Source organism: Microbacterium meiriae, assembly GCF_040686935.1.
Classification (GTDB): Bacteria; Actinomycetota; Actinomycetes; order Actinomycetales; family Microbacteriaceae; genus Microbacterium; species Microbacterium meiriae.
This window is the reverse complement of record NZ_JBFBMF010000001.1, coordinates 214,524-236,118: the sequence shown is the minus strand read 5'-3', so window position 1 is coordinate 236,118 and position 21,595 is coordinate 214,524. Positions and strand designations below refer to the sequence as shown.

At 72.7% G+C, this 21,595-nt stretch carries 17 protein-coding genes; 8 read left to right on the top strand and 9 right to left on the bottom strand.

Features of this window, described 5'->3' with window-relative positions; translation table 11 throughout:
- The first annotated feature begins 64 nt into the window (after positions 1-64).
- Positions 65-2,191, top strand: coding sequence for a RecQ family ATP-dependent DNA helicase (locus AB0P08_RS01100; RefSeq protein ID WP_363587599.1), 2,127 nt, complete (start codon positions 65-67; stop codon positions 2,189-2,191).
- Positions 2,192-2,215: 24 nt separating this feature from the next.
- Here the strand turns inward: AB0P08_RS01100 and AB0P08_RS01095 are convergent, their stop codons facing one another.
- On the bottom strand, positions 2,216-2,983 hold the full coding sequence (locus AB0P08_RS01095) for an IclR family transcriptional regulator (RefSeq protein WP_363587597.1): 768 nt from the start codon (positions 2,981-2,983) through the stop codon (positions 2,216-2,218).
- 148 nt (positions 2,984-3,131) lie between these two features.
- Here AB0P08_RS01095 and dhaK point away from each other — a divergent pair, with 148 nt between their 5' ends.
- The 7 genes from dhaK (at position 3,132) to AB0P08_RS01060 (ending at position 11,353) form a co-directional block, all read left to right on the top strand.
- The gene (gene dhaK, locus AB0P08_RS01090; RefSeq protein ID WP_259952011.1) at positions 3,132-4,124 is read left to right on the top strand and encodes a dihydroxyacetone kinase subunit DhaK; all 993 of its coding nucleotides are present in this window, start codon (positions 3,132-3,134) and stop codon (positions 4,122-4,124) included.
- Complete coding sequence (gene dhaL / locus AB0P08_RS01085; protein WP_363445967.1) at positions 4,124-4,765, top strand: dihydroxyacetone kinase subunit DhaL; 642 nt, start codon at positions 4,124-4,126, stop codon at positions 4,763-4,765. Before dhaK ends, dhaL begins: the two co-directional genes overlap by 1 nt.
- Entirely contained in the window at positions 4,762-7,317 is a 2,556-nt protein-coding gene (ptsP, locus tag AB0P08_RS01080) for a phosphoenolpyruvate--protein phosphotransferase (protein ID WP_363587595.1), read from the top strand. The genes dhaL and ptsP overlap by 4 nt, the downstream gene beginning before the upstream one ends.
- A gap of 171 nt (positions 7,318-7,488) precedes the next feature.
- Positions 7,489-8,796 (top strand): hypothetical protein, encoded by a 1,308-nt coding sequence (locus tag AB0P08_RS01075; RefSeq protein ID WP_363587593.1) that lies wholly within the window; start codon positions 7,489-7,491, stop codon positions 8,794-8,796.
- A 157-nt stretch (positions 8,797-8,953) separates the two neighbouring features.
- Positions 8,954-9,331, top strand: a complete 378-nt coding sequence (gene paaI / locus AB0P08_RS01070; RefSeq protein ID WP_363587591.1) for a hydroxyphenylacetyl-CoA thioesterase PaaI — start codon at positions 8,954-8,956, stop codon at positions 9,329-9,331.
- Positions 9,332-9,364: 33 nt separating this feature from the next.
- Complete coding sequence (gene paaK / locus AB0P08_RS01065) at positions 9,365-10,681, top strand: phenylacetate--CoA ligase PaaK (protein ID WP_363588587.1); 1,317 nt, start codon at positions 9,365-9,367, stop codon at positions 10,679-10,681.
- A 63-nt stretch (positions 10,682-10,744) separates the two neighbouring features.
- Positions 10,745-11,353 (top strand): TetR/AcrR family transcriptional regulator, encoded by a 609-nt coding sequence (locus AB0P08_RS01060; RefSeq protein WP_363587589.1) that lies wholly within the window; start codon positions 10,745-10,747, stop codon positions 11,351-11,353.
- Positions 11,354-11,439: 86 nt separating this feature from the next.
- Here AB0P08_RS01060 and paaZ read toward each other — a convergent pair whose 3' ends face one another.
- The 8 genes from paaZ to AB0P08_RS01020 form a co-directional block, all read right to left on the bottom strand.
- On the bottom strand, positions 11,440-13,524 hold the full coding sequence (paaZ, locus tag AB0P08_RS01055) for a phenylacetic acid degradation bifunctional protein PaaZ (RefSeq protein ID WP_363587587.1): 2,085 nt from the start codon (positions 13,522-13,524) through the stop codon (positions 11,440-11,442).
- 14 nt (positions 13,525-13,538) lie between these two features.
- Positions 13,539-14,414, bottom strand: a complete 876-nt coding sequence (locus tag AB0P08_RS01050; protein WP_363587585.1) for a 3-hydroxyacyl-CoA dehydrogenase family protein — start codon at positions 14,412-14,414, stop codon at positions 13,539-13,541.
- Positions 14,411-15,157, bottom strand: a complete 747-nt coding sequence (locus AB0P08_RS01045; RefSeq protein ID WP_363587583.1) for an enoyl-CoA hydratase/isomerase family protein — start codon at positions 15,155-15,157, stop codon at positions 14,411-14,413. The genes AB0P08_RS01050 and AB0P08_RS01045 overlap by 4 nt, the downstream gene beginning before the upstream one ends.
- The gene (locus AB0P08_RS01040) at positions 15,154-16,344 is read right to left on the bottom strand and encodes a thiolase family protein (RefSeq protein WP_062636001.1); all 1,191 of its coding nucleotides are present in this window, start codon (positions 16,342-16,344) and stop codon (positions 15,154-15,156) included. The genes AB0P08_RS01045 and AB0P08_RS01040 overlap by 4 nt, the downstream gene beginning before the upstream one ends.
- A 119-nt stretch (positions 16,345-16,463) precedes the next feature.
- Positions 16,464-17,783 carry an MFS transporter gene (locus tag AB0P08_RS01035; RefSeq protein WP_363587581.1) on the bottom strand — a complete coding sequence of 440 codons (1,320 nt, stop codon included), beginning with the start codon at positions 17,781-17,783 and terminating at the stop codon, positions 16,464-16,466.
- A gap of 135 nt (positions 17,784-17,918) precedes the next feature.
- Complete coding sequence (locus AB0P08_RS01030) at positions 17,919-19,337, bottom strand: dihydrolipoamide acetyltransferase family protein (protein WP_363587579.1); 1,419 nt, start codon at positions 19,335-19,337, stop codon at positions 17,919-17,921.
- A complete protein-coding gene (locus AB0P08_RS01025; protein WP_187663514.1) occupies positions 19,334-20,362 on the bottom strand; it encodes an alpha-ketoacid dehydrogenase subunit beta in 1,029 nt (342 codons plus the stop codon). The genes AB0P08_RS01030 and AB0P08_RS01025 overlap by 4 nt, the downstream gene beginning before the upstream one ends.
- Complete coding sequence (locus AB0P08_RS01020; protein WP_363587576.1) at positions 20,359-21,471, bottom strand: thiamine pyrophosphate-dependent enzyme; 1,113 nt, start codon at positions 21,469-21,471, stop codon at positions 20,359-20,361. Before AB0P08_RS01020 ends, AB0P08_RS01025 begins: the two co-directional genes overlap by 4 nt.
- Positions 21,472-21,595 lie beyond the last annotated feature (124 nt).

Here is a 21,595-nt window from a genome sequence, read left to right as displayed (position 1 = left end):
CGGTCGTCCACCGAGCGTGGGCGACGGGCAGAGTCCTGTCAGAGGCCTGCGGCAGAGTGGAGGCATGACCTCCACTACTGCCGTGCCCCTCCGCGAGGCTGCCCGCGCCGCCCTCGGCGAACTCGTCGGCCGCCCCGACGTCGACTTCCACGACGGCCAGTTCGAGGCGATCGAGGCGCTGGTGGAGGGGCGTCGCCGCGCGCTGGTCGTGCAGCGCACCGGGTGGGGGAAGTCGGCGGTGTACTTCGTCGCGACCCTCCTGCGCCGCCGGCAGGGCACCGGCCCCACCGTGCTCGTCTCCCCGCTCCTGGCGCTCATGCGCGACCAGATCGCCGCGGCCGAGCGCGCGGGGGTGCGCGCGGTCGCCATCAACTCGACGAACGCGCACGAATGGGCGGAGGTGCAGGACAGCCTCGCTCGGGACGAGGTCGATGTGCTGCTCGTCTCCCCGGAGCGGCTGAACAACCCGGCCTTCCGCGAGGAGCAGCTGCCGACGCTGGTGGCGCGGCTCGGCATGCTCGTCGTCGACGAGGCGCACTGCATCAGCGACTGGGGGCACGATTTCCGCCCGGACTACCGCCGGCTCCGCGATCTCATCGCGCAGATGCCCGCCGACGTGCCGGTCCTGGCGACGACCGCGACGGCGAACTCCCGCGTCGTGGCCGACGTGGCCGAGCAGCTCGGGGCGCTGCCTGGTGGCGCGGGCGGAGCGGAGGCGGTGCCCGTGCTCACGATCCGGGGGCCGCTCGCCCGCACCTCGCTGCGGCTCGGCGTGCTCCGCCTCAAGGACTCGGCGAGCCGCCTGGCCTGGCTGCTCAGTCACCTCGACGACCTCCCCGGCAGCGGGATCATCTACACGCTGACGGTGGCGGCGGCGGTCGACACCGCCCGATTCCTGCGCGACCACGGCCACGACGTGCGCGCCTACACCGGCCAGACCGATCCCGAGGAGCGCGCCGAGTCGGAGGGCATGCTCAAGCGGAACGAGGTGAAGGCGCTCGTCGCGACCAGCGCCCTCGGCATGGGGTTCGACAAGCCGGACCTCGGATTCGTCGTGCATCTCGGTGCCCCATCCTCGCCCGTCGCGTACTACCAGCAGGTCGGACGAGCCGGGCGTGCCAGCGAGAGCGCGGACGTGCTCCTGCTCCCCGGTGTCGAGGACCGTGAGATCTGGCACTACTTCGCGACCGCGTCGATGCCCGATCGGGAGCGCGCGGAACGGGTCATCGCGGCGCTCGGCGACAGCCCGATCTCCACGCCGGCGCTGGAAGCCGTCGTCGACATCCGTCGTACGCCCCTCGAGCTGCTGCTGAAGGTGCTCGACGTGGACGGTGCCGTGCGCCGTGTGCAGGGCGGCTGGGTCGCGACGGGACAGCCGTGGACGTACGACGCCGAGCGCTACGAGCGCATCGCCGCCGAACGGGTCGCGGAGCAGGAGCACATGCTGGAGTACGAGCGCACGGACGGCTGTCGCATGGCCTTCCTGCAGCGGGCGCTCGACGACGACACCGCGGCTCCCTGCGGTCGGTGCGACAACTGCGCGGGCGTGTGGTTCCCGGCGGAGATCGCGCAGACGGCGAGTGCACAGGCGACGGAGTCCCTGGACCGGGTCGGTGTGCCGGTCGAGCCTCGCCGCGCGTGGCCGACCGGCGCCGACCGTCTGGGCGTGCCGGTGCGCGGTCGCATCCCCGCGGGGGAGCAGGCCGACGAGGGACGCGCCCTCGCCCGGCTCACCGACCTCGGCTGGGGCGGCGCGCTGCGCGAGATCTTCGCCGCGGGTGCCGCGGACGCGCCGATCAGCCCGGCGCTGCTGCAGGCCTGCGTGCGCGTGCTGGCCGGGTGGGACTGGGCGGAGCGGCCGATGGCTGTGGTCGCGATGCCGTCGCGCTCGCATCCGCAGCTCGTCGACTCCCTCGCCCGCGGGCTCTCGGAGATCGGGCGGCTGCCGTACCTCGGCGCGCTGGAGTGGCGGAACGGGGGTCCGTCGGGGCAGGCGGGCGGGAACAGCGTGTTCCGGCTCGCGGGGGTGTGGGATCGGTTCGACGCGGCGCATCTCGAGGTCCCCGCCGGTCCGGTGCTGCTCGTCGACGACCTCATCGACAGTCGCTGGACCCTGACGGTCGCGGCGCGCGGGGTGCGGCAGGCCGGAGCCACGGCCGTGCTGCCGTTCGCGCTCGGCCTGCGCGGCTGAGCACCGGTCCCCGAACCGACGCCGTCAGTCCTCGGCGGGGGCCACGGGTGGCGGCCAGGTCGTCGCGCCGAGTTCGCGGGAGATGTTCCGTGCCGTGTCCCGCAGCGCGTGCATGGTCGCGTCGGATGCGGGTGCCTCCGACGTCGGCAGCACGACGGCGACGGCGGCGACGATCGTGTTCGAGGCGTCGGCGATCGGGGCGGCGAGGGAGGATTCGCCGAGCACGGCTTCGTCCGTCTCCCCCGCCGTCCCGCGCTCCGCGATCCCCGGCAGCTCGAGGGTCAGTCGGGCGACGTCAGTGATGGTGTCGCCGGTGAGGCTGCGCAGGGGCTCCGCGAACACGCTCTGCTGGAAGCCCTGGTCGTAGGCGAGGAGCACCTTCCCCATGGCGGAGGCATGCGCGGGGACGGCCATCCCCGTCTCCAGCATCTGCGGGCTGTCGTCGGGCCGGAGGTTGTGGTGGATCACGAGGACGTCCGTGAGGTGCGGAGCGCCGAGGCGCACGGACAGCTCGGTGCGCCGGGCAAGTTCCTGCGTCCAGCGCATCGCCCGCGCCCGCACATCCAGTGTGTCGAGGTACACGTTGCTCAACCGCAGGAGGGTAGGGCCGAGCATGTAGCGCTGTCCGCCGCGCTCCTTCGCGACGAGGCCGTGCGCGCACAGCGACTTCACCAGCCCGTGCACGGTCGACGGCGGAAGGCTCAGGGCCGCGGCGAGATCGGTGATACCGAGGTGGCGGGCGCCCTGGAGCAGGTCGAGGATCTTCGCCGCGCGGTCGATCGCCTGGATCATGCTCGTCCTCCTTCCGGTCGTCGTCGAGCCGGGTCTCCGGTCGCCGGATCGATCTTGACAACCCGGCAGGCTCCGAGCATATTCGACATTGACGAATCCTTTTCGGATTTTTGCTCGAGACTCACGCCGCATCAAAGGAGATCGCAGGATGAAGAAGCTCATCAACGCCCCGGAGGACGTCCTCGTCGAGTCCCTGAAGGGCGTCGCCGCCGCGCACCCCGAACTCTCGGTCGACCTGGAGAACCACGTCATCACCCGGGCGACACCGAAGGAACAGGGCAAGGTGGCCGTCGTCTCCGGAGGGGGATCCGGCCACGAACCGCTGCACGGCGGCTACGTCGGCACCGGCATGCTCGACGCGGCCGTCGCCGGCGAGGTCTTCACCTCGCCCACCCCCGACCGCGTGCAGGTGGCGACCCAGGCGGTCGACCGCGGCGCCGGCGTGCTGCACATCGTCAAGAACTACACGGGCGACGTGCTCAACTTCGAGATGGCCGCCGAGCTCGCGGCGATGGAGGGGATCGAGGTCGGCACGGTCGTCGTGGACGACGACGTGGCCGTGCAGGACTCGCTCTACACCGCCGGCCGTCGCGGCGTCGGCCTCACCGTCCTGCTGGAGAAGCTCGTAGGGGCCGCGGCGGAGGAGGGCCGCGACCTCGCGGCGGTCGTCGACCTCGCGAAGCGCATCAACGGGCAGGGGCGCTCGATGGGCATGGCCCTCACGAGCTGCACGGTGCCCGCCGCCGGGAAGCCCACCTTCGACCTCCCCGACGATCAGATGGAGATCGGCATCGGCATCCACGGCGAGCCGGGACGGCATCGTGAGCCGCTCGCGCCGGCATCGGAGATCGCCCGGCAGCTCGTCGAGCCGATCCTCGGCGACCTCGACGCCACCGGACCCGCGATCGTGATGCTCAACGGCATGGGCGCCACGCCCCTGATCGAGCTCTACCTCATGTACGGCGAGGTCGCCGCGATCCTGGAGAAGTCCGGCGTGCAGATCGCGCGGAACCTGGTGGGCAACTACATCACCTCCCTCGACATGGCCGGGTGCTCCGTCACGGTGCTGAAGGCCGACGACGAGCTGCTGCGGCTGTGGGACGCCCCGGTGAACACCCCCGGCCTGCGGTGGGGCGCGTGATGGCGGCCGTCGGCACCGACGTCCTCGTCGACTGGATCTCCCGCTACCGCGAGGCCGTCACCGCGCAGCGCGACTGGCTCACGGAACTGGACTCCGCGATCGGGGACGCCGACCACGGCGCGAACATGGCGCGGGGTTTCACGGCGGTCGGGGAGAAGCTCGCGGCGACGACGCCCGCGACGATCGACGAACTCCTCAAGTCCGTCGGTATGACCCTGGTGAGCTCGGTGGGCGGTGCGAGTGGCCCCCTCTACGGCACCTTCTTCCTGCGCATGGGGATGTCGGCCGGTGCGGTGACGACACTGGACGGACCGGCGCTCGCCGCGGCACTGCGGGCGGGGCTCGAGGGCATCGTCGCGCGGGGCAAGCCCGAGGCCGGAGACAAGACGATGTTCGATGCGATGGCCCCCGCGGTCGACGCTTTCGATGCCGCCCTCTCCGGCGGAGCGGATACCGCGGCGGCGGCCAGGGCGGCTGCGGACGCCGCGGCCGCCGGTCGTGACGCCACGGTGCCCCTCGTCGCCCGGAAGGGCAGAGCGAGCTACCTCGGTGAACGCAGCGCCGGACATCTCGACCCGGGAGCCGCCTCGACGGCGCTCCTGTTCGAGACGCTCGCCGCGGCCCTCGCGGACGCCGGATGATCGGGATCGTCGCCGTCTCCCACAGCGCCCGGCTCGGGGAGGCGGCGCTCGAACTCGCCCTGCAGATGGTGCCGGGCGGCGGCGTGCAGGTCCGCGTGGCGGCCGGTGCGGGTGTGGACGCGGAGGGCGCGCCGATCCTCGGGACGGACGCCGTCGCGGTGTCGGCGGCGATCGACGAGCTCGCCCCCGACGTCGACGGCGTGCTCGTGCTGATGGACCTCGGGTCGGCCGTTCTGAGCGCCGAACTCGCGCTCGAACTGCGCAGCAGCGACGTGCCGGTGCGGCTGGCTCCGGCACCGTTCGTCGAGGGGCTCCTCGCGGCGGTCGTGGCTGCGGCGGCAGGCGGCGACCTCGACGCGGTCGCCGACGAAGCCTCGTCCGCCCTCGCGGCGAAGACCGGCCAGCTCGGCCCGGCGGACGCGGAAGGCGCGGCGGCAGCGGACTCCGCGCCGGCGTCGGCGGGGGACGACTCCGCCTCGCCCGACGTGGCCGGGGAGACCGTGACGCATCGTGTGCGCGTGCGCAACCCGCTCGGCATCCATGCCCGCCCCGCCGCGCTGATCGCGGAGTCGGCGGCGGGCGCGGACGTGCGTCTGCGGCGGCTGCCGGACGGCCAGGAAGCCGCGGCCGGAAGCCTGACCCGGCTGCTCGCGCTCGGGGCGCGTCAGGGGACCGAGATCGAGCTCACCGGTCGGGGAGCGGACGCCGAGGCGGCGATCGACCGCCTGGTCTCGCTGTTCCAGGGTGGGTTCGGCGAGGGCGTCGAGACGGACGAGGGCGCCGCCGGCAGCCCCGGAACCGCACCCGCGCCCGCGCCCGGCACGGCCGGGGACGCTCAGACGGGAACCGGGGCCGACCACGCGTCCGCGCCGCCGCCGGAGATCGTCTCCGGGACCGTGCTGCAGGGCCGTGGGGTCAGTCCCGGACGTGTGGCCGCGAGGGCGGTGGCCCTCGCACCGGCACTCCCGGAACCGGATGCCGAGACCGTCGTCCCGCCGGAGGGTCGCGAGGCCGAGGTCTCCACGATCGAATGGGCGGCGGTCGCCGTCGCCGATCAGCTGCGATCGCGCGCCGAGCGGGCGCGCGGAGAGGCACGGGCGATCCTGGACGCGTCACGGCTCCTCGCCTCCGATCCGGAGCTCGTCGCCGAAGCCACCGCCCTCGTGCGCGCACAGGGGCGGACGGCGGCGCGAGCGGTCTGGGAGACCTCCGCGGCGCACGAAGCGGCGCTCACGGCTCTCGGCGGGAGGATGGCGGAACGCGCCGCCGACATCCGTGACGTCCGCGACCGCATGATCGCCGAGGTCCTCCGGGTGGACATACCAGGGGTCCCCGAGCGTGACGAGCCGTTCGTGCTCGTCGCGACCGACCTCGCCCCCGCCGACACGGCAGCGCTGGACGGCGGGAACTGCGTCGCCCTCGTGACAGCGGACGGCGGGCCGACCTCGCACACGGCGATCATCGCGCGCGCGCTGGGACTGCCCGCCGTGGTCGGGGTGGCCGGAGCGACGGGGATCCCCGAGGGTGCCATGCTCCTCGTCGACGGCGACCACGGCACCATCCACGTCGACCCGGACGAGGCGGAGATCGCCGAGGCACGGGCCGCGGCGGTCGTCGTCACCTTCGATGGACGGGGCCGTCTCGCCGACGGGACCCGCGTGCCGCTCCTGGCCAACGTCGGAGGGGCATCGGATGCCGGGAGCGCCGCGGCGGCGCACGCCGAGGGGGTCGGACTGTTCCGCACCGAGTTCTGCTTCCTCGACCGGACCGAAGCGCCGAGCATCGAGGAGCAGGTGGAGGCGTACCGCGGGGTCCTTCGCGCGTTCCCCGGACGCAAGGTGGTCGTGCGCACGCTGGATGCGGGGAGCGACAAGCCCCTGCCGTTCGCGAACGACGACGACGAGGACAACCCGGCGCTCGGCGTCCGGGGCCTGCGTCTCTCCCGTCGCCGGCCAGCGCTGCTCGACGACCAGCTCGGCGCGCTCGCCAGGGCGGCCGACGCGGAATCCGCGGACGTGGAGGTCATGGCGCCGATGGTCGCCACGGTCGACGAGGCGGCGGACTTCGCCACGCGGTGTCGTGCCGCGGGGCTGGACAGGGCGGGGATCATGATCGAGACCCCGGCGGCGGCGCTGCTGGCGGCCGAGCTGTTCGAGGTCGTGGATTTCGTGAGCCTGGGAACCAACGATCTCGCCCAGTACACGCTGGCCGCCGACCGGCTGTCCAGCGCGCTCGCCGATCTCAACGACCCCTGGCAGCCGGCGGTGCTGCGGCTGATCGGGACGGTCGGGGCGGCGGGACGTGCGGCGGGCAAGGCCGTCGGCATCTGCGGGGAGGCGGCCGGTGATCCTGCGCTCGCCCCCGTGCTCGTCGGGCTCGGAGCGACCTCGCTGTCGATGACGCCTCGCGCGCTCGGGCGGGTGGCGGCCGCGCTCGACGCGGTGGGCCCGGACGAGTGCCGGCGGGCGGCGGAGGGTGCGAGCCGCGCGGCGACCGCTGCGGAGGCGCGACAGGCAGCAGCTCTCGTGCTCGGCGGAGGCGGCGCCGGCTGAGCCGCACGGCTCCTGCGGATGCGATCGGCATGGCTTGTATGCCTTCCGTGGCATGACTATTGTCTCGTTCGCATATCGACCGTGTGCGGGTGGGTTCGGGGTGTCTCCCGACCGCTACTCTTCCCTCAGGGGGCGCCGTGTTCACGGCGCACATGATCACGCGGAGGGTTCATGTCGGCGACGGTGCACGGCGGGCGGAAGATGCGAGGAGCGGCGCTCCTCGCGGCGGTGGTGGCGGGAGTGCTGGTCGTGCTCCCGGGGTGCGCGGCGACGCCGGAGGCGACACCCACGGCGACCGCATCACGGGCGCCGGAGACCCCGACGCCCACTCCTGATCCCTATGCCGGGCCCCTCCTCTTCGTCGGCGACGAGCTCGACGCCTTCGCGCTCACGCCGGCCGAGGTCGCCGACCTACTTCCCTCCGCGCCTCCGGCGACGGAGGTCGAGGACACGCTCCTGCAGTATTCCGACGGCGGCGGACCGGAGTTCACGCCGGCGGTCTGCGTGCTGCTGATCATGGAAGCCTCCATGGGCAGCATCGGCGCGCGTACCGTGCCGTGGGTGAACGCGGACGACACGGGCATGAGTGGGAAGCAGGAGATCCTGCAGTTCCCGTCTGACGACATCGCCGCGTCGCGCATGGACGAGCTCCTCGACACGGTCGAGCAGTGTGCGCAGTTCGATGCGCAGGGGACGGGGACCTTCGCCGCCGTCGCGGCGCCGGAGATGGACGGCGTCCGGGCCTTCGCCGGAACCCTGGAGATGGGCTCGGGGCAGAGCGCCTGGCGGGCGCACCACGGTTTCGCCGCGGTGGGGAACGTCATCGTGCACCTGTGGCAGCCGGCCAGGGACGGATCGGAGTTCGACGCCGAGCGTGCGGCGCTGCTCCTGCGCGACCGCGCGGGGGAAGCGAAGACCGCCTTCGTGGAGAAGCTGACCGCCACGCCGCCCGCGACGCCGACGCCGGAGACGGCCGATCCCGCCGCCCCGTGGAGCGAATGGGAGATGACCGCGACGGGCGTCGGACCGCTCCAGCTGGGTATGTCTCGCGAGGAGGCGTTGGCGGCGGTCCCCGGGGCGACCGCGCAGGTCGCCGGCGGCTCGAACACGCTGGTGCGCCTCACGAGTGGGGACGACGCGAGCACGCTCCTGCTGCAGTTCACGGACGATGGCACGACGCTCGCGGGGATCACCGCCGGCATCGCGAACGTGCAGGGCGACGTCGAGCCGGACGGTGCCCTCCTGCCCGCGACGGGCGGAGTCCGCATCGGCGCGCCGGTGACGGAGGCGGCCGCCGCATTCCCGGAGGGCACCTTCATCCGCATCGTCTCGTCGGGCGAGTACTTCTACCAGTCAGCGACGCGCGAAGGGGGTGTCATCCGCTTCCGCGCCGATCGGGATGCTGCGGACCCCGCGGCCGTCATCACCGGGGTGACCGTGGAGGACGCGACCCTCTGGCCGCCGCTCGCGATCAGGTGAACCGTCGACCGTCGTTTCGACCTCCTTGCGTTACTGACCGATCGTTCAGTTAGTATGGGCGGGCGGGACGAGGTCGTCCCGCCCGAGCGCGACGAGGAGGTCGGCGATGACGGAGACGACGACGGAGACGGCGGAGGCCGTCCGGCCGAATCGGGCCATGATGGCACGAGACCGGGCCTCGGCGATGCTCGGTCTGGTCGTGGAGCGCGACGACCCCGGGCACGCGGTCGTGTCGATGCGCGTCCGCGAGGACATGACCAACGGCTTCCGGATCACCCACGGTGGCCTCGTGTTCGCGCTCGCCGACACCGCCTTCGCGATCGCCTGCAACGAGGACGATCGGGTGACGGTGGCTGCCGGTGCCGACATCTCGTTCCTCAAGCCCACCGTCGCGGGGCAGACGCTCACCGCGACGGCCGTCCGCCGCACCCGCACCGGTCGCTCCGGCCTCTACGACGTGACGGTCGTGGACGAGCAGGGCGACGCCGTCGCCGAGTTCCGCGGCCGCTCCCGCACCACCTCCCGCACCTTCTGATCCCACCCGTTCCGAGGAGTCCCCGTGTCGACGATGACCGCCCCCGCCTCCGCCCTCCGCCCGCCCACGGCCGATGAGCTCGACCCCGAGGAGCGGATGAGCCGCGCCGAGATCGAGCAGCTCCAGCTCGAGCGCCTGCGGTTGACCGTGCAGCACGCCTACCGCAACGTCCCGCTCTACACGCGGAAGTTCGATGAGGCGGGCGTGCACCCCGACGACATCCGCACGCTCGACGACGTGCACCGGCTGCCGTTCACCACCAAGGACGACCTGCGCGAGACGTACCCGTTCGGGATGTTCGCGGTGCCGATGGCCGACGTCGCCCGCATCCACGCGTCCAGCGGCACCACGGGGCGCCCGACCGTCGTCGGCTACACGCGTGGCGACCTTGACCGCTGGGGGTCGCTCGTGGCTCGCTCGCTCCGGGCCAGCGGGATCCGGCGCGGCATGAAGGTGCACAACGCCTACGGCTACGGCCTCTTCACGGGCGGGCTCGGCGCGCATGCCGGGATCGAGGCGCTGGGAGCGACCGTGATCCCCATGTCGGGCGGGCAGACCGCGCGCCAGGTGCAGCTCATCCACGACTTCGAGCCGGACGCGATCCTGTGCACGCCGAGCTACCTGCTCACGATCGCCGACGCGATGGCGGCGCAGGGCATCGACCCGCGGTCCACCTCGCTCCAGGTGGCGGTGCTCGGCGCGGAGCCCTGGACCAATGAGATGCGGCACGAGCTGGAGCAGCGGCTCGGCATCGACGCCCTCGACATCTTCGGGCTCAGCGAGGTCATGGGGCCCGGCGTCGGCAACGAGTGCCTCGAGACCAAGGACGGCCCGCACCTGTGGGAGGACCACTTCCTGCCGGAGGTGATCGACGGCGACACCCTGCAGGCCCTGCCCGACGGCGAACGGGGCGAGCTCGTCTTCACCTCGCTGACCAAGGAGGCGTTCCCCGTCATCCGGTACCGCACACGGGACATCACCCGTCTGCTCCCCGGCACGGCGCGGCCGGGGATGCGGCGCATGGAGAAGGTCACCGGACGCAACGACGACATGATCATCCTGCGCGGCGTCAACCTCTTCCCGACGCAGATCGAGGAGCTGGTCCTCGGCATCGAGCAGCTCACCCCGCACTTCATCCTGGAGCTGACGAAGGAGGGCCGGATGGACGCCCTCACCGTGCGCATCGAGCGCCATCCCGACCTCTCCGTGGAGACGTGCGAGGCGGCGGCACAGGTGCTGGTGCAGCGCATCAAGGTGTTCATCGGCTCGTCGGTCGCCGTCCGCCTGGAGGAGCCGGGGGCACTGCCGCGTAGCGAGGGCAAGTACAAGCGCGTGTATGACCTGCGCTGACACGCGGGGGTCTCGGCGGCGACCTCCGCGATGAGCGCGGCGGGCGGTGCGAGACTGAGGGGGATGTCCGAGATGCAGACCACGCGGCGCGGCCGCCCCGGGTACGACCAGCAGGGGATCCTCGCCGTCGCGGTGGCCGCCTTCAACGAGCACGGCTACGACGCGACCTCGATCGGGATGCTCGCGGAGCGCCTCGGGCTGTCGAAGTCGGCGATCTACCATCACTTCGGGTCGAAGGACGAGATGCTCGACCGCGCCCTCGACAGCGCCCTCGGCGGGCTGGAGGCCGTGGTCGACGCGCCCCTCCCGGACAGCGGGGGAGCCGCCGATGCGGTCGCCCGCCTGGAGCACGTGCTCCGCGGGGCCGTCCATGTGCTCGTGGACCAGCTCCCCGCCGTGACGCTGCTGCTGCGCGTACGCGGGAACACCGAGGTGGAGCGCCGTGCCCTCACCCGGCGGCGAGCGTTCGACCGCCGCATCACCGCTCTCGTCGCGGAGGCGCAGGCCGAGGGCTCCCTGCGCTCCGACATCGACGCGGCCGTCGTCGCCCGTCTGACGTTCGGCATGATCAACTCGATCGTCGAGTGGTACCGTCCCGGCGGTCGCGAGGGCGCCGATCGTCTCGCGGACGACGTCGTCGCGATCGCCCTCGACGGCCTCCGCCACCCCTGACCCCGAGACCCCGGCTTCGCGCCGCGGCCCCGCCCTCTCCGCGTGGGAAGGGCGGGGTCTCGACGAGTGCCCGGGGTCTCGGGGGACTATGCGGCGGGGGTGAGCTCCTTCGCGACGAGGGTCAGGACGTCGTAGGTCGCGACGAGCTCGTCGTCCTGGTTCTTCAGGACCGCGTCCCAGCGCACCTCGCCGTACTCGTCGGTCTCCCGCGGCGTGATCTGCTTGGCGGTGAGCTCGACGCGGATCTCGTCGCCGGGGGAGACCGGGGTCACGAAGCGCAGGTTCTCCAGCCCGGAGTTCGCGAGCACGGGACCGGGAGCCGGATCGACGAAGAGCCCGGCCGCCCACGACACCAGCAGGTAGCCGTGGGCCACGCGTCCGGGGAAGAACGGGTTCGCCGCCGCCGACGCCTCGTCCATGTGCGCGTAGAACGTGTCGCCCGTGAACGCCGCGAACGTCTCGATGTCGTCGAGGCTGACGGTGCGTGAGGGACTGACGACCTGGTCCCCGATGCGCAGCTCCGCCAGCGACTTGCGGAAGGGGTGCACGCCGTCGCCGGCGTCGAACGGACGGGCCGAGGCCCCCTGGTGCCACACCCCGGTGAGCGCGGTCATCATCTCCGGGGAGCCCTGCACCGCCGTGCGCTGCATGTGGTGCAGCACCGCCCGGATGCCACCGAGCTCCTCGCCGCCGCCCGCGCGGCCGGGGCCGCCGTGCACGAGGTTCGGGAGCGGGGAGCCGTGTCCGGTCGAGCTGCGGGCGTCGTCGCGGTCGAGGAAGAGCACGCGGCCGTTGTACGCCGCGATCCCCGCGGCCAGCGTCGTCGCGACCTCCGGGTCGTGCGTCGCGACGCTCGTCACGAGCGAGCCGCCGCCCCGGGCCACGAGCGCCGCCGCCTCGTCCAGCGTGCGGTAGCCGAGGATGCTGGAGACCGGGCCGAACGCCTCGATCTCGTTCACGGCGGGGCTCGTCGCATCGGTGAAGCGCAGGAGCATCGGCGCCACGAACGCGCCGTCCTCCGCCGGGCCCTCGCTGCCGTCCGCACGGCGGACCGTCGGGGCCTCGGGGGAGCCGATCACGAGCTCGCCGCCGCCCTCGCGGAGTCGCGCCACCTGCCGGAGCACCTCGTCGCGCTGGGCCGTCGAGGCGAGCGGTCCCATCGTCACGCCCTCGGCACGCGGGTCGCCCACGACGATCCGCGCCGCGAGCCGGTCGCGCACGGCGGCGATCACGTCGTCCACCGCGTCCTCCGGCACGATCGCCCGCCGGATCGCGGTGCACTTCTGCCCGGCCTTCGACGTCATCTCCGCGACGAGCTGCTTCACGTAGGCGTCGAACTCCGGGGTGCCGGAGGCGGCGTCCGTGCCGAGGACCGAGGCGTTGATCGAGTCGGTCTCGCTGGTGAAGCGGACCCCGCCGGTCTGCACCGAGTCGTGCGCCCGGAGCCGCTCGGCCGTCGACGCGGAACCGGTGAACGCGACGAGGTCGCCCAGGCGGAGGTGGCCGAAGAGGTCGGGCACGCTGCCGGACACGAGCTGCAGCGACCCCTCGGGCAGCAGACCGGACTCGACCATCACCCGCACCATGGCCTCGGTGAGGTACCCGGTGGGGGTGGCGGGCTTCACGACCGTGGGGACACCGGCGAGGAAGGCCGGCGCGAACTTCTCCAGCGAGCCCCACACCGGGAAGTTGAAGGCGTTGATCTGCACCGCCACCCCGGGCAGCCGGGTGTAGATGTGCCGACCGAGGAAGGAGCCGTCTCGCGAGAGGTTCTCCACGGCGCCGTCGACGTAGACCTTCGCGTTCGGCAGCTCGCGGCGGCCCTTGCTGGAGTACGCGAAGAGCACGCCGATGCCGCCGTCGATGTCGACCCATGAGTCCTGCGCGGTGGCGCCGGTGCGGCTGGAGATCGCGTACAGCTCCTCCTTGCGGGCGGTCAGCGCGAGCGCGAGCTGCTTGAGCAGCACGGCGCGCTGGTGGAACGTGAGCTCCCCGAGCGCGGCCTGGCCGGTGGTGCGGGCGTAGTCGAGCGCCGCGCCGAGGTCGAGGCCGGCGGTGGAGACGCGGGCGACCGTCTTTCCGGTCGAGGCGTCGCGCACCTCGGTGGCGTCCGCGTCGGAGGTGGGCGTCCACCAGGAGCCCTGCACGTAGCTGGGGAGGATCTCGGTCATCGGGGTTCCCTTCATCAGTCGTCCCATTCGTAGAAGCCGCGTCCGCTCTTGCGGCCGAGGTGTCCCTCGGCGACGAGGCGGCGCAGCAGGGCCGGGGGTTCGAAGCGCGGGCCGAGGTGCGCCGCGAGGTACTCGGCGATGCCGAGCCGGACGTCCAGCCCGACGATGTCGGTGAGCCGGAGCGGCCCGACCGGGTGCTTGTAGCCGAGGTTCATGGCGGCGTCGATGTCGGCGGCGTCGGCGACGCCGTCCTCGAGCATCCGGATCGCCTCGAGGCCGAGGGCGACGCCGAGGCGGGAGGACGCGAAACCGGGGGCGTCGGCGACGACGATGGGCGTCTTGCCCAGCGCGCGGACCCAGGAAGCCGCGTCCGCGACGAGGTCCGGCGCGGTCGCGGCGCCGCGCACGACCTCCACGAGCGTGGAGGCGGGCACGGGGTTGAAGAAGTGCATCCCGAGGAAGCGCCCGGGGCGGTCGAGCACGGCTGCGAGCTCGTCGATCGAGATGGACGAGGTGTTGGACGCGAGCGCCGCATCGTCCGCGAGGTGCTGCTCGACACGGGTGAGCGCCTCGATCTTGAGTGACAGCTCCTCCGGGACGGCCTCGACGACGAGGGTGCAGTCCGCGAACAGCGCGGCGTCGGTCCCGGTCGCGAAGCGGGCGCGATACGCCTCGGCGGTCTCGACGGCCGTGCCGCGGGAGAGCGAGGCGTCGATCGACCCGTGCACGCGGGCGGCGGCGGCCGCGGCGGCGTCGTCGTCCCGCTCGACGACGGTCACGGGGGAGCCGGCGAGGAGGAAGGCGTGGGCGATACCGGCGCCCATGCGTCCGCCACCGAGCACGCCGACGCGGGCCGGGACTGCGGCCTCGGGGGAGGAGGGCGTGCTCATCGGTCTCTCCGTTCCAGGAACGCGGTCATGCGACGGTGCTTCTCCGGGCTCTCGAACAGCGCGGCCTGCTCCTCGAGGTCGGCCGCGGGGTGCTGGTCGCGCGGCACCCGGAACACCCGCTTGGTCGCGATGGTCGCCGCGGGGTCGTTGCGGGCGATGCGGTCGGCGACCGCGTGGGCGGCGGCGAGGAGATCGGCGGGGTCGTGCAGCGAGGAGACGAGCCCGATGCGGAGGGCCTCCTCGGCGTGCACGGTGCGTCCGGTGAGCAGCAGTTCGATGGCACGGGCGTCGCCCACGATCTCCTTGAGCCGCCAGCTCGCTCCGGCGGCGGCGAGGATGCCCAGGCCGGTCTCCGGGTTGCCGATCTTCAGGGTCGGCGTCGCGAGGCGGATGTCGGCGGCATACGCGAGTTCCGCGCCACCGCCGAGCGCGTAGCCGTCGATCGCGGCGATCACCGGCATCGGCAGCTCCGCGACGCGGACGAACGCGTGGGCGTTGATGCCGCGACGGGCGTCGTCGGCGCGACGGTCCCGGAGCTCCGCGATGTCGGCGCCCGCCGCGAACACCCCGTCGGCGCCGGTGAGGATGAGCGTGCGCGGCGTCTCCTCCAGCTCGGCGCACAGCGCGTGCAGGGCGTCGATCGTGGCCTGGTCGATCGCGTTGCGCTTGTGCGGACGGTTCAGGGTCGCGACGACGCGGTCCGCGGTGCGGGTGACGAGCAGCGGCTCGTCCGCGCCCCTCACACCTTCTCCAGGATCACGGCCGCGCCCTGGCCGACGCCGACGCACATCGTGGCGAGGCCGTAACGGGAGTCCTCGCGTTCCATGCGTCCCATCAGCGTCACGAGCAGGCGTGAGCCGGACGAGCCGAGAGGGTGGCCGAGGGCGATGGCTCCGCCGTCGGCGTTCACGCGGTCCTCGTCGAGGCCGAGCCGCCGGATGCAGGCGAGCGACTGCGAGGCGAACGCCTCGTTGAGCTCCACCGCGCCGATGTCGTCGAGGGAGAGCCCCGAACGGCGCAGCGCCTTCTCCGTCGCGGGGACCGGTCCGAGTCCCATGATCTCCGGAGCCAGGGCGGCGGAGGTGCCGACGACGATCCGCGCGCGGGGCGTCAGTCCGTGGCGCTCGACGGCTTCGGCGCTCGCCACGAGCACGGCCGAGGCGCCGTCGTTGAGGGCGCTGGAATTGCCGGCCGTGACGACCTCTCCGCCGGCCACGACGGGGCGGAGGCGCGCGAGCACCTCGAGGGTCGTGTCCGGACGTGGGCCCTCGTCGACGAGCACCTCGCCGTCGCGGACCGGCACGCCGACGATCTCCGGGGCGAAGCGGCCCGCGGCGATCGCGGCGGCGGCGCGCTGCTGGGAGCGGACGGCGAAGGCGTCGGCCTCGGCGCGCGTGATGCCGTCGACGCGGGCCACCTCCTCCGCCGTCTCCGGCATGGTGAAGGTGGCCTTGTCCCGCGCGGCGAGCCGCGGGTTCGGGAAGCGCCAGCCGATGGAGGTGTCGAAGGCGGCTCCGGGCTTCGCCCACGCCTTCTCCGGCTTGGCCTGCACCCAGGGGGCGCGGGTCATGGACTCGACGCCTCCGGCGACGAGGAGATCGGCGTCGCCCGCGCGGATCGCCTGCGCGGCCATGGTCACCGCGGACATCCCGGAGGCGCACAGGCGGTTGACCGTGATGCCCGGCACGGTGTCGGGGAGACCGGCGAGGAGCACGGCCATCCGGGCGACGTTCCGGTTATCCTCTCCGGCCTGGTTGGCGGCGCCGAGGATGACCTCGTCCAGCTCGGTACGCGCCGGGTCGAGCCCGGCGCGGCGCACGGCCTCGCCGACCACGAGCGCCGCGAGGTCGTCGGGACGGACGGCGGAGAGGGTGCCGCCGTAACGGCCGACCGGGGTGCGGACCCCTCCGACGAGGTAGGCCTCTGGCATGCGGATCTCCTGACTTCGTCGTCCTGGTGTGGTCCGGGAGCGGCCGGTCGTGAATTACTGACCGATCGTAAGGTAATTATGGCACAGGCGCACGGCCGGCCGCGATCCCGGACCGGGCGTCAGACGCTGAGATCCACGCCCTTCGTCTCCTTCACCAGCGAGACGCCGATGAGCGAGATGATCGACGCGACCGCGATGTACACGCCGATCGTCCACGCGGCGTGGAACTGGTTCAGCAGCGCCTCCGCGATCATCGGTGCGAACGCGCCGCCGAGGATGGCCCCGAGGGCGTAGCCGATCGAGACGCCCGAGTACCGCACGTTCGCAGGGAACATCTCGGCGTACAGCGCCGCCTGCGGGCCGTACGAGAGTCCGAGCGCGAACGTCATGACGAACAGGGCCACGAAGTACCAGATGATGTTCGCCGTGTCGATGAGGAACCACATCGGGATCGCCCACACCGCAAGGGCGACGTACCCGATCTGGAACGTGCGGATCCGGCCGAGACGGTCGGAGAGCGCCCCGCCCCAGAGGGTGAAGATCAGCCACCCGAACGAGGCCAGCGTCGTCGCCAGCAGCACCGGCGGGCGCTCCATGCCGAGGCCCGTGACCGCGTACGTCGCGAAGAAGGCGATCAGCAGGTAGCCCGCGGCGTTGTTCGCGATGAAGATGACGGCCGTGAGGACGACCTGCTTCGTGTGCGCGCGGAAGAGCTGTCCGAGCGGGGCCGAGGCCTCCTTGCGGCGGCGGCGGAGGTCTTCGAACACGGGGCTCTCGTCGACGGCGCGGCGGATGACGTAGCCGACCGCGATGAGCACGATGGAGAGCAGGAACGGGATACGCCAGCCCCACTCGAGGAAGGCCTCGGGGGACATCGAACTCGTGAGCGCCCACAGGGTGAAGGTGGCGAGGATCATGCCGACCGGCACGCCGATCTGCGGGAACGCGCCGAACAGGCCGCGTCGCGCCGACGGGGCGTGCTCGACGGCCATCAGGGCTGCGCCACCCCATTCGCCGCCGGCCGAGAAGCCCTGCAGGATGCGCAGGAGGATCAGGAGGATCGGGGCGGCGACGCCGATGGCGGCGTACGTCGGCAGCAGGCCGATGAGGGACGTGGACAGTCCCATCATCACGAGGGTGAAGACGAGCATCTTCTTCCGGCCGAGCTTGTCGCCGAGGTGCCCGGCGACGATCGCACCGAGCGGGCGGAAGAGGAACGAGATGCCGATGGTGGCGAACGAGAGCACCTGGGCGAGCCCGGGGCTCGACTCCGCGATGGGAGCGAGGAAGAGCGGGGCGAGCACGAGGCCCGCCGCCTGGGCGTAGATGAAGAAGTCGTACCATTCGATCGACGTCCCCACGAGGGTGCCGGCGAGGACGCGCCGCTCCTCTGCGGGCATCCTTCCGGTCGACGAGGCGGCTGCGGTGGCTGAGGTCATGCGAACTCCGTTGTTCTGCGAGGGGGGAGCACCGACGCGGGTACGTCGGCGATGACTTACCGAATGATCGGTCAGTAATCGCCGAGCGTAGCGTATCGGCGCTCCGCCCACGAGGGTTCGCCGGCCGGGTCGACCTCAGACCCTCCCGAAGGCGCGGAGCGGATGCTCGATGAGCTCCCCCACGCGGCGGAGGAACCCCGCCGCGTACCCGCCGTCGCAGACCCGGTGATCGAACACGAGGGAGAGCTGGACGATGCGACGCGGCACGATCGCCCCATCCACGACCCAGGGGCGCTCGATGATCCGGCCGATGCCGAGGATCGCGACGTCGGGGTGGTTGATGATCGCCGCCGAGCCGTCGACCCCGAGCCCGCCGTAGTTGTTGAGGGTGAAGGTGGATCCGCGGAGCCGCTCGGGCGGCAGGGTGCCGGCGCGCGCGGTGGCCGCGAGCTCGCGCAGGGCGGCGTCGAGGTCGGTGACAGTGAGCCGGTGCGCGTGCGGGACGACCGGGACGAGGAGGCCGCGTTCGGTGTCGGCGGCGACGCCGAGGTTCACGCCCTCGAACGAGATCAGCTCGGAGCCGTCGTCGCTGAGCCGCGAGGCGAGCACGGGGTAGTCCTCGAGCGCGAGGAGCACGAACCGCGCGAGCAGCGCCGTGATCGACGGGGCCTTCCCGCCGTCGGGAGCCATCTGAGCGCGGAGATTCCAGAGATCGGTGGCGTCGACGTCGACCCACACGGTGGCCTCGGGGATCTCCGAGCGGCTGCGGGCGAGCCGGGCGCTCACGGTGCGACGCAGCGGGGAGAGGCGCTCCCTGCTGCGGACCGGGAGGCCGTCGATCTCGCCGGTGGGAGCGGTCGCGGAGGTCGGCGTCGGGGCCGCGGCGACGCCGTCCACGGCGTGGTCCACGGCGGCGCGGAGCACGTCGGCGCGGGTGATCGCCCCGTCCGCTCCGGTGGGGGAGATCGCGTGCACGTCGAGGCCCAGATCGCGGGCGAGGCGCCGCACGAGCGGCGAGCGTACGGCGACCGGCGCGGGTCGTGCGGCGTCGCGGGCGACCGGTGCGGCTGACTCCGGAGCGGTCGAGGCGGGTGCTGCGGGTGCGGGCGCTGTCGAGGCCGGCGCCGGCGTGGGGCGTGACGCCGCGGGGCGCCGTCGCCGACCCGTCGAGGCGGACGCGGAGGTGCCGTACCCGATGAGGACGTTGCCCGACCCCGCACGCTCCTCTTGCCGGTACGCCTCGTGCTCGGGCTGTGTGGCGGGGGTCTGCGGCGCGGACGCGGTCTCCTCGCTGCCGGGGTCGGCGACTTCCAGCACCGGGGCCCCGACGTCGATGGTGTCGCCGGGCGTGCCGTGCAGCGCCGTCACGACACCCGCGAACGGCGAGGGCAGTTCGACGACGCTCTTCGCGGTCTCGACCTCGGCGATCGCCTGGTCGGTCGTGATCGTGTCGCCGACGGCCACCAGCCACTGCACGAGGCCGGCCTCGGTCAGTCCCTCGCCGAGGTCCGGCAGGCGGAACACGCGGGCGGCGGTCTTCACAGGCGTGCTCATGCGTCGTCCTCCCAGTGCAGCGTGTCGATCGCGTCGAGCACCCGATCGACGTCGGGCAGATACCAGTGCTCGAACTTCGGCGGCGCGTACGGGGTGTCGAACCCGGTCACCCGCCGCACGGGGGCCTCCAGGTACTCGAAGCAGCGCTCGAACACCCGGGCCTGGATCTCGGAGGCGACGCTGACGAAGCCCGGGGCCTCGGCGATCACGACCGCGCGTCCCGTGGACCGCACCGCCGCGGTGACCGTCTCGTCGTCGAAGGGGGAGAGGGAGCGCACGTCGACCACCTGCACGCTGCGCCCTTCGCCCGCGGCGACCTCCGCCGCCTCCAGCGCGAGCGGCACGGAGGCCCCGTACGCGAGGAGGGTCACATCGGTGCCGTCCCTGGCGATGCGCGCCGAGCCGATCTCCGCGGTCACCGCGGTGTCCACCTCGCCCTTCGACCAGTAGAGCTTCTTCGGTTCCAGGAAGACCACGGGGTCCGGCGAGGCGATGGCCGCGCGGAGCAGCGAGTAGGCGTCCTGCGGGGTGGACGGGCTCACGACCGTGAGGCCGGGCGTGTGCGCGTAGTACGCCTCGGACGAGTCGCAGTGGTGCTCGACGCCCCCGATGCCGCCGCCGAAGGGGATGCGGATCACGAGCGGCATGCGCATCCCGCCGCGGGTGCGGTTGCCGAGCTTCGCGACGTGGCTGACGATCTGCTCGAACGCGGGGAGGGCGAAGGCGTCGAACTGCATCTCGACCACGGGCCGCATCCCGTTCATCGCCATGCCGACGGCGGTGCCGATGATGCCGGACTCCGCGAGCGGGGTGTCGAAGCAGCGGTCCTCGCCGAAGCGGGCGGTGAGCCCGTCGGTGATGCGGAACACGCCGCCCAGGGCTCCCACGTCCTCTCCGAACACGACCACGTCGGGGTCGGCGGCGAGGGCGTCCGCGAGGGCGCGGTTGAGGGCGGCGGCCATGGTCATGGTCGTGGTGGTGCCGACGGTCGTCGCGACCGGCGTCTCGTGCTCGGCGATGGTCATCGGGCGCCTCCGGTCGTCATCGTCTCGGCGGGGTGGGAGCGGGCGATCTCGTCGCGGAGGAGCTGCCACTGCTCCTCCCGCTGGGGCGAGCGGGTCGCGGTCACGAAGCGGAAGAGGTCTTCCGGGTCGAGCTCCGCATCGGTGTTCAGGGCGGTGCGCATGGCGGCGGCGATCTCCTCCGCGCCCGCGGCGAAGCGCTCTTCTGCCTCGTCGTCCAGAGTCCTGGTCGCGGTGAGGTGCGCGCGCAGGCGGAGCAGCGGATCGCGGGCGAGCCAGGCCTGCACCTCCTCGCGTTCGCGGTAGCGGGTGTCGTCGTCGGCGTTGGTGTGCGCCTGCATGCGGTACGTGTGGGCCTCGATGAGGGAGGGGCCGCCGCCGGCGCGGGCGCGGTCGACGGCGTCCGTGAGCACCGCGAGGACCGCGGCCACGTCGTTGCCGTCGACGCGCTGCCCCGGCATGCCGTAGCCGACCGCCTTGTGGGCGAGGGAGGGGGCGGCGGTCTGCCGGGAGAGGGGGACCGAGATCGCGAACTCGTTGTTCTGCACGAAGAACACGACCGGGACGTGGAAGACGGCGGCGAAGTTCATCGCCTCGTGGAAATCGCCCTCGCTCGTCGCGCCGTCGCCGCAGAGCGCGAGCACCACGGTGTCCTCGCCGCGGTGCTTCGCCGCCTGCGCGAAGCCGACCGCGTGCAGGAGCTGCGTCGCGAGCGGGGTCGCCTGCGGGGCGACGCGGTGCGCGCGCACGTCGTAGCCCGAGTGCCAGTCGCCCTTGAGGAGCACCATCGCTTCCGCAGGTGCGACACCCCGGGCGATCACGGCGACCGAGTCGCGGTAGGTGGGGAAGAGCCAGTCGGTGTCGCCGAGCACCATCGCCGCCGCCACCTGGCAGGCCTCCTGGCCGTGCGACGACGGGTAGACCGCGAGGCGGCCCTGGCGCACGAGCACGCCGGCCTGATCGTTGATACGACGGCCTTCGACGAGGCCACGGTACGCCGCCAGCAGGACGTCGGCGGCGGGGAGCGCGTAGGTCTCGTCGGGGAGGGTGGTCCCGTCCTCGGCGATCAGTCGTACCGCGGTGTCGCGCGGGAGCATGTCGTGGGGGTGCATCCGTCCGCCTTCCTTGCCGAACTCGATGAGGACAGCATGCCGCGCATGCGACACTCATCCAAGATCCGTCGAGGCATCGTGGACGATTGCTCGCGACATGCCACAATGGCTTCCGAAATGTCAG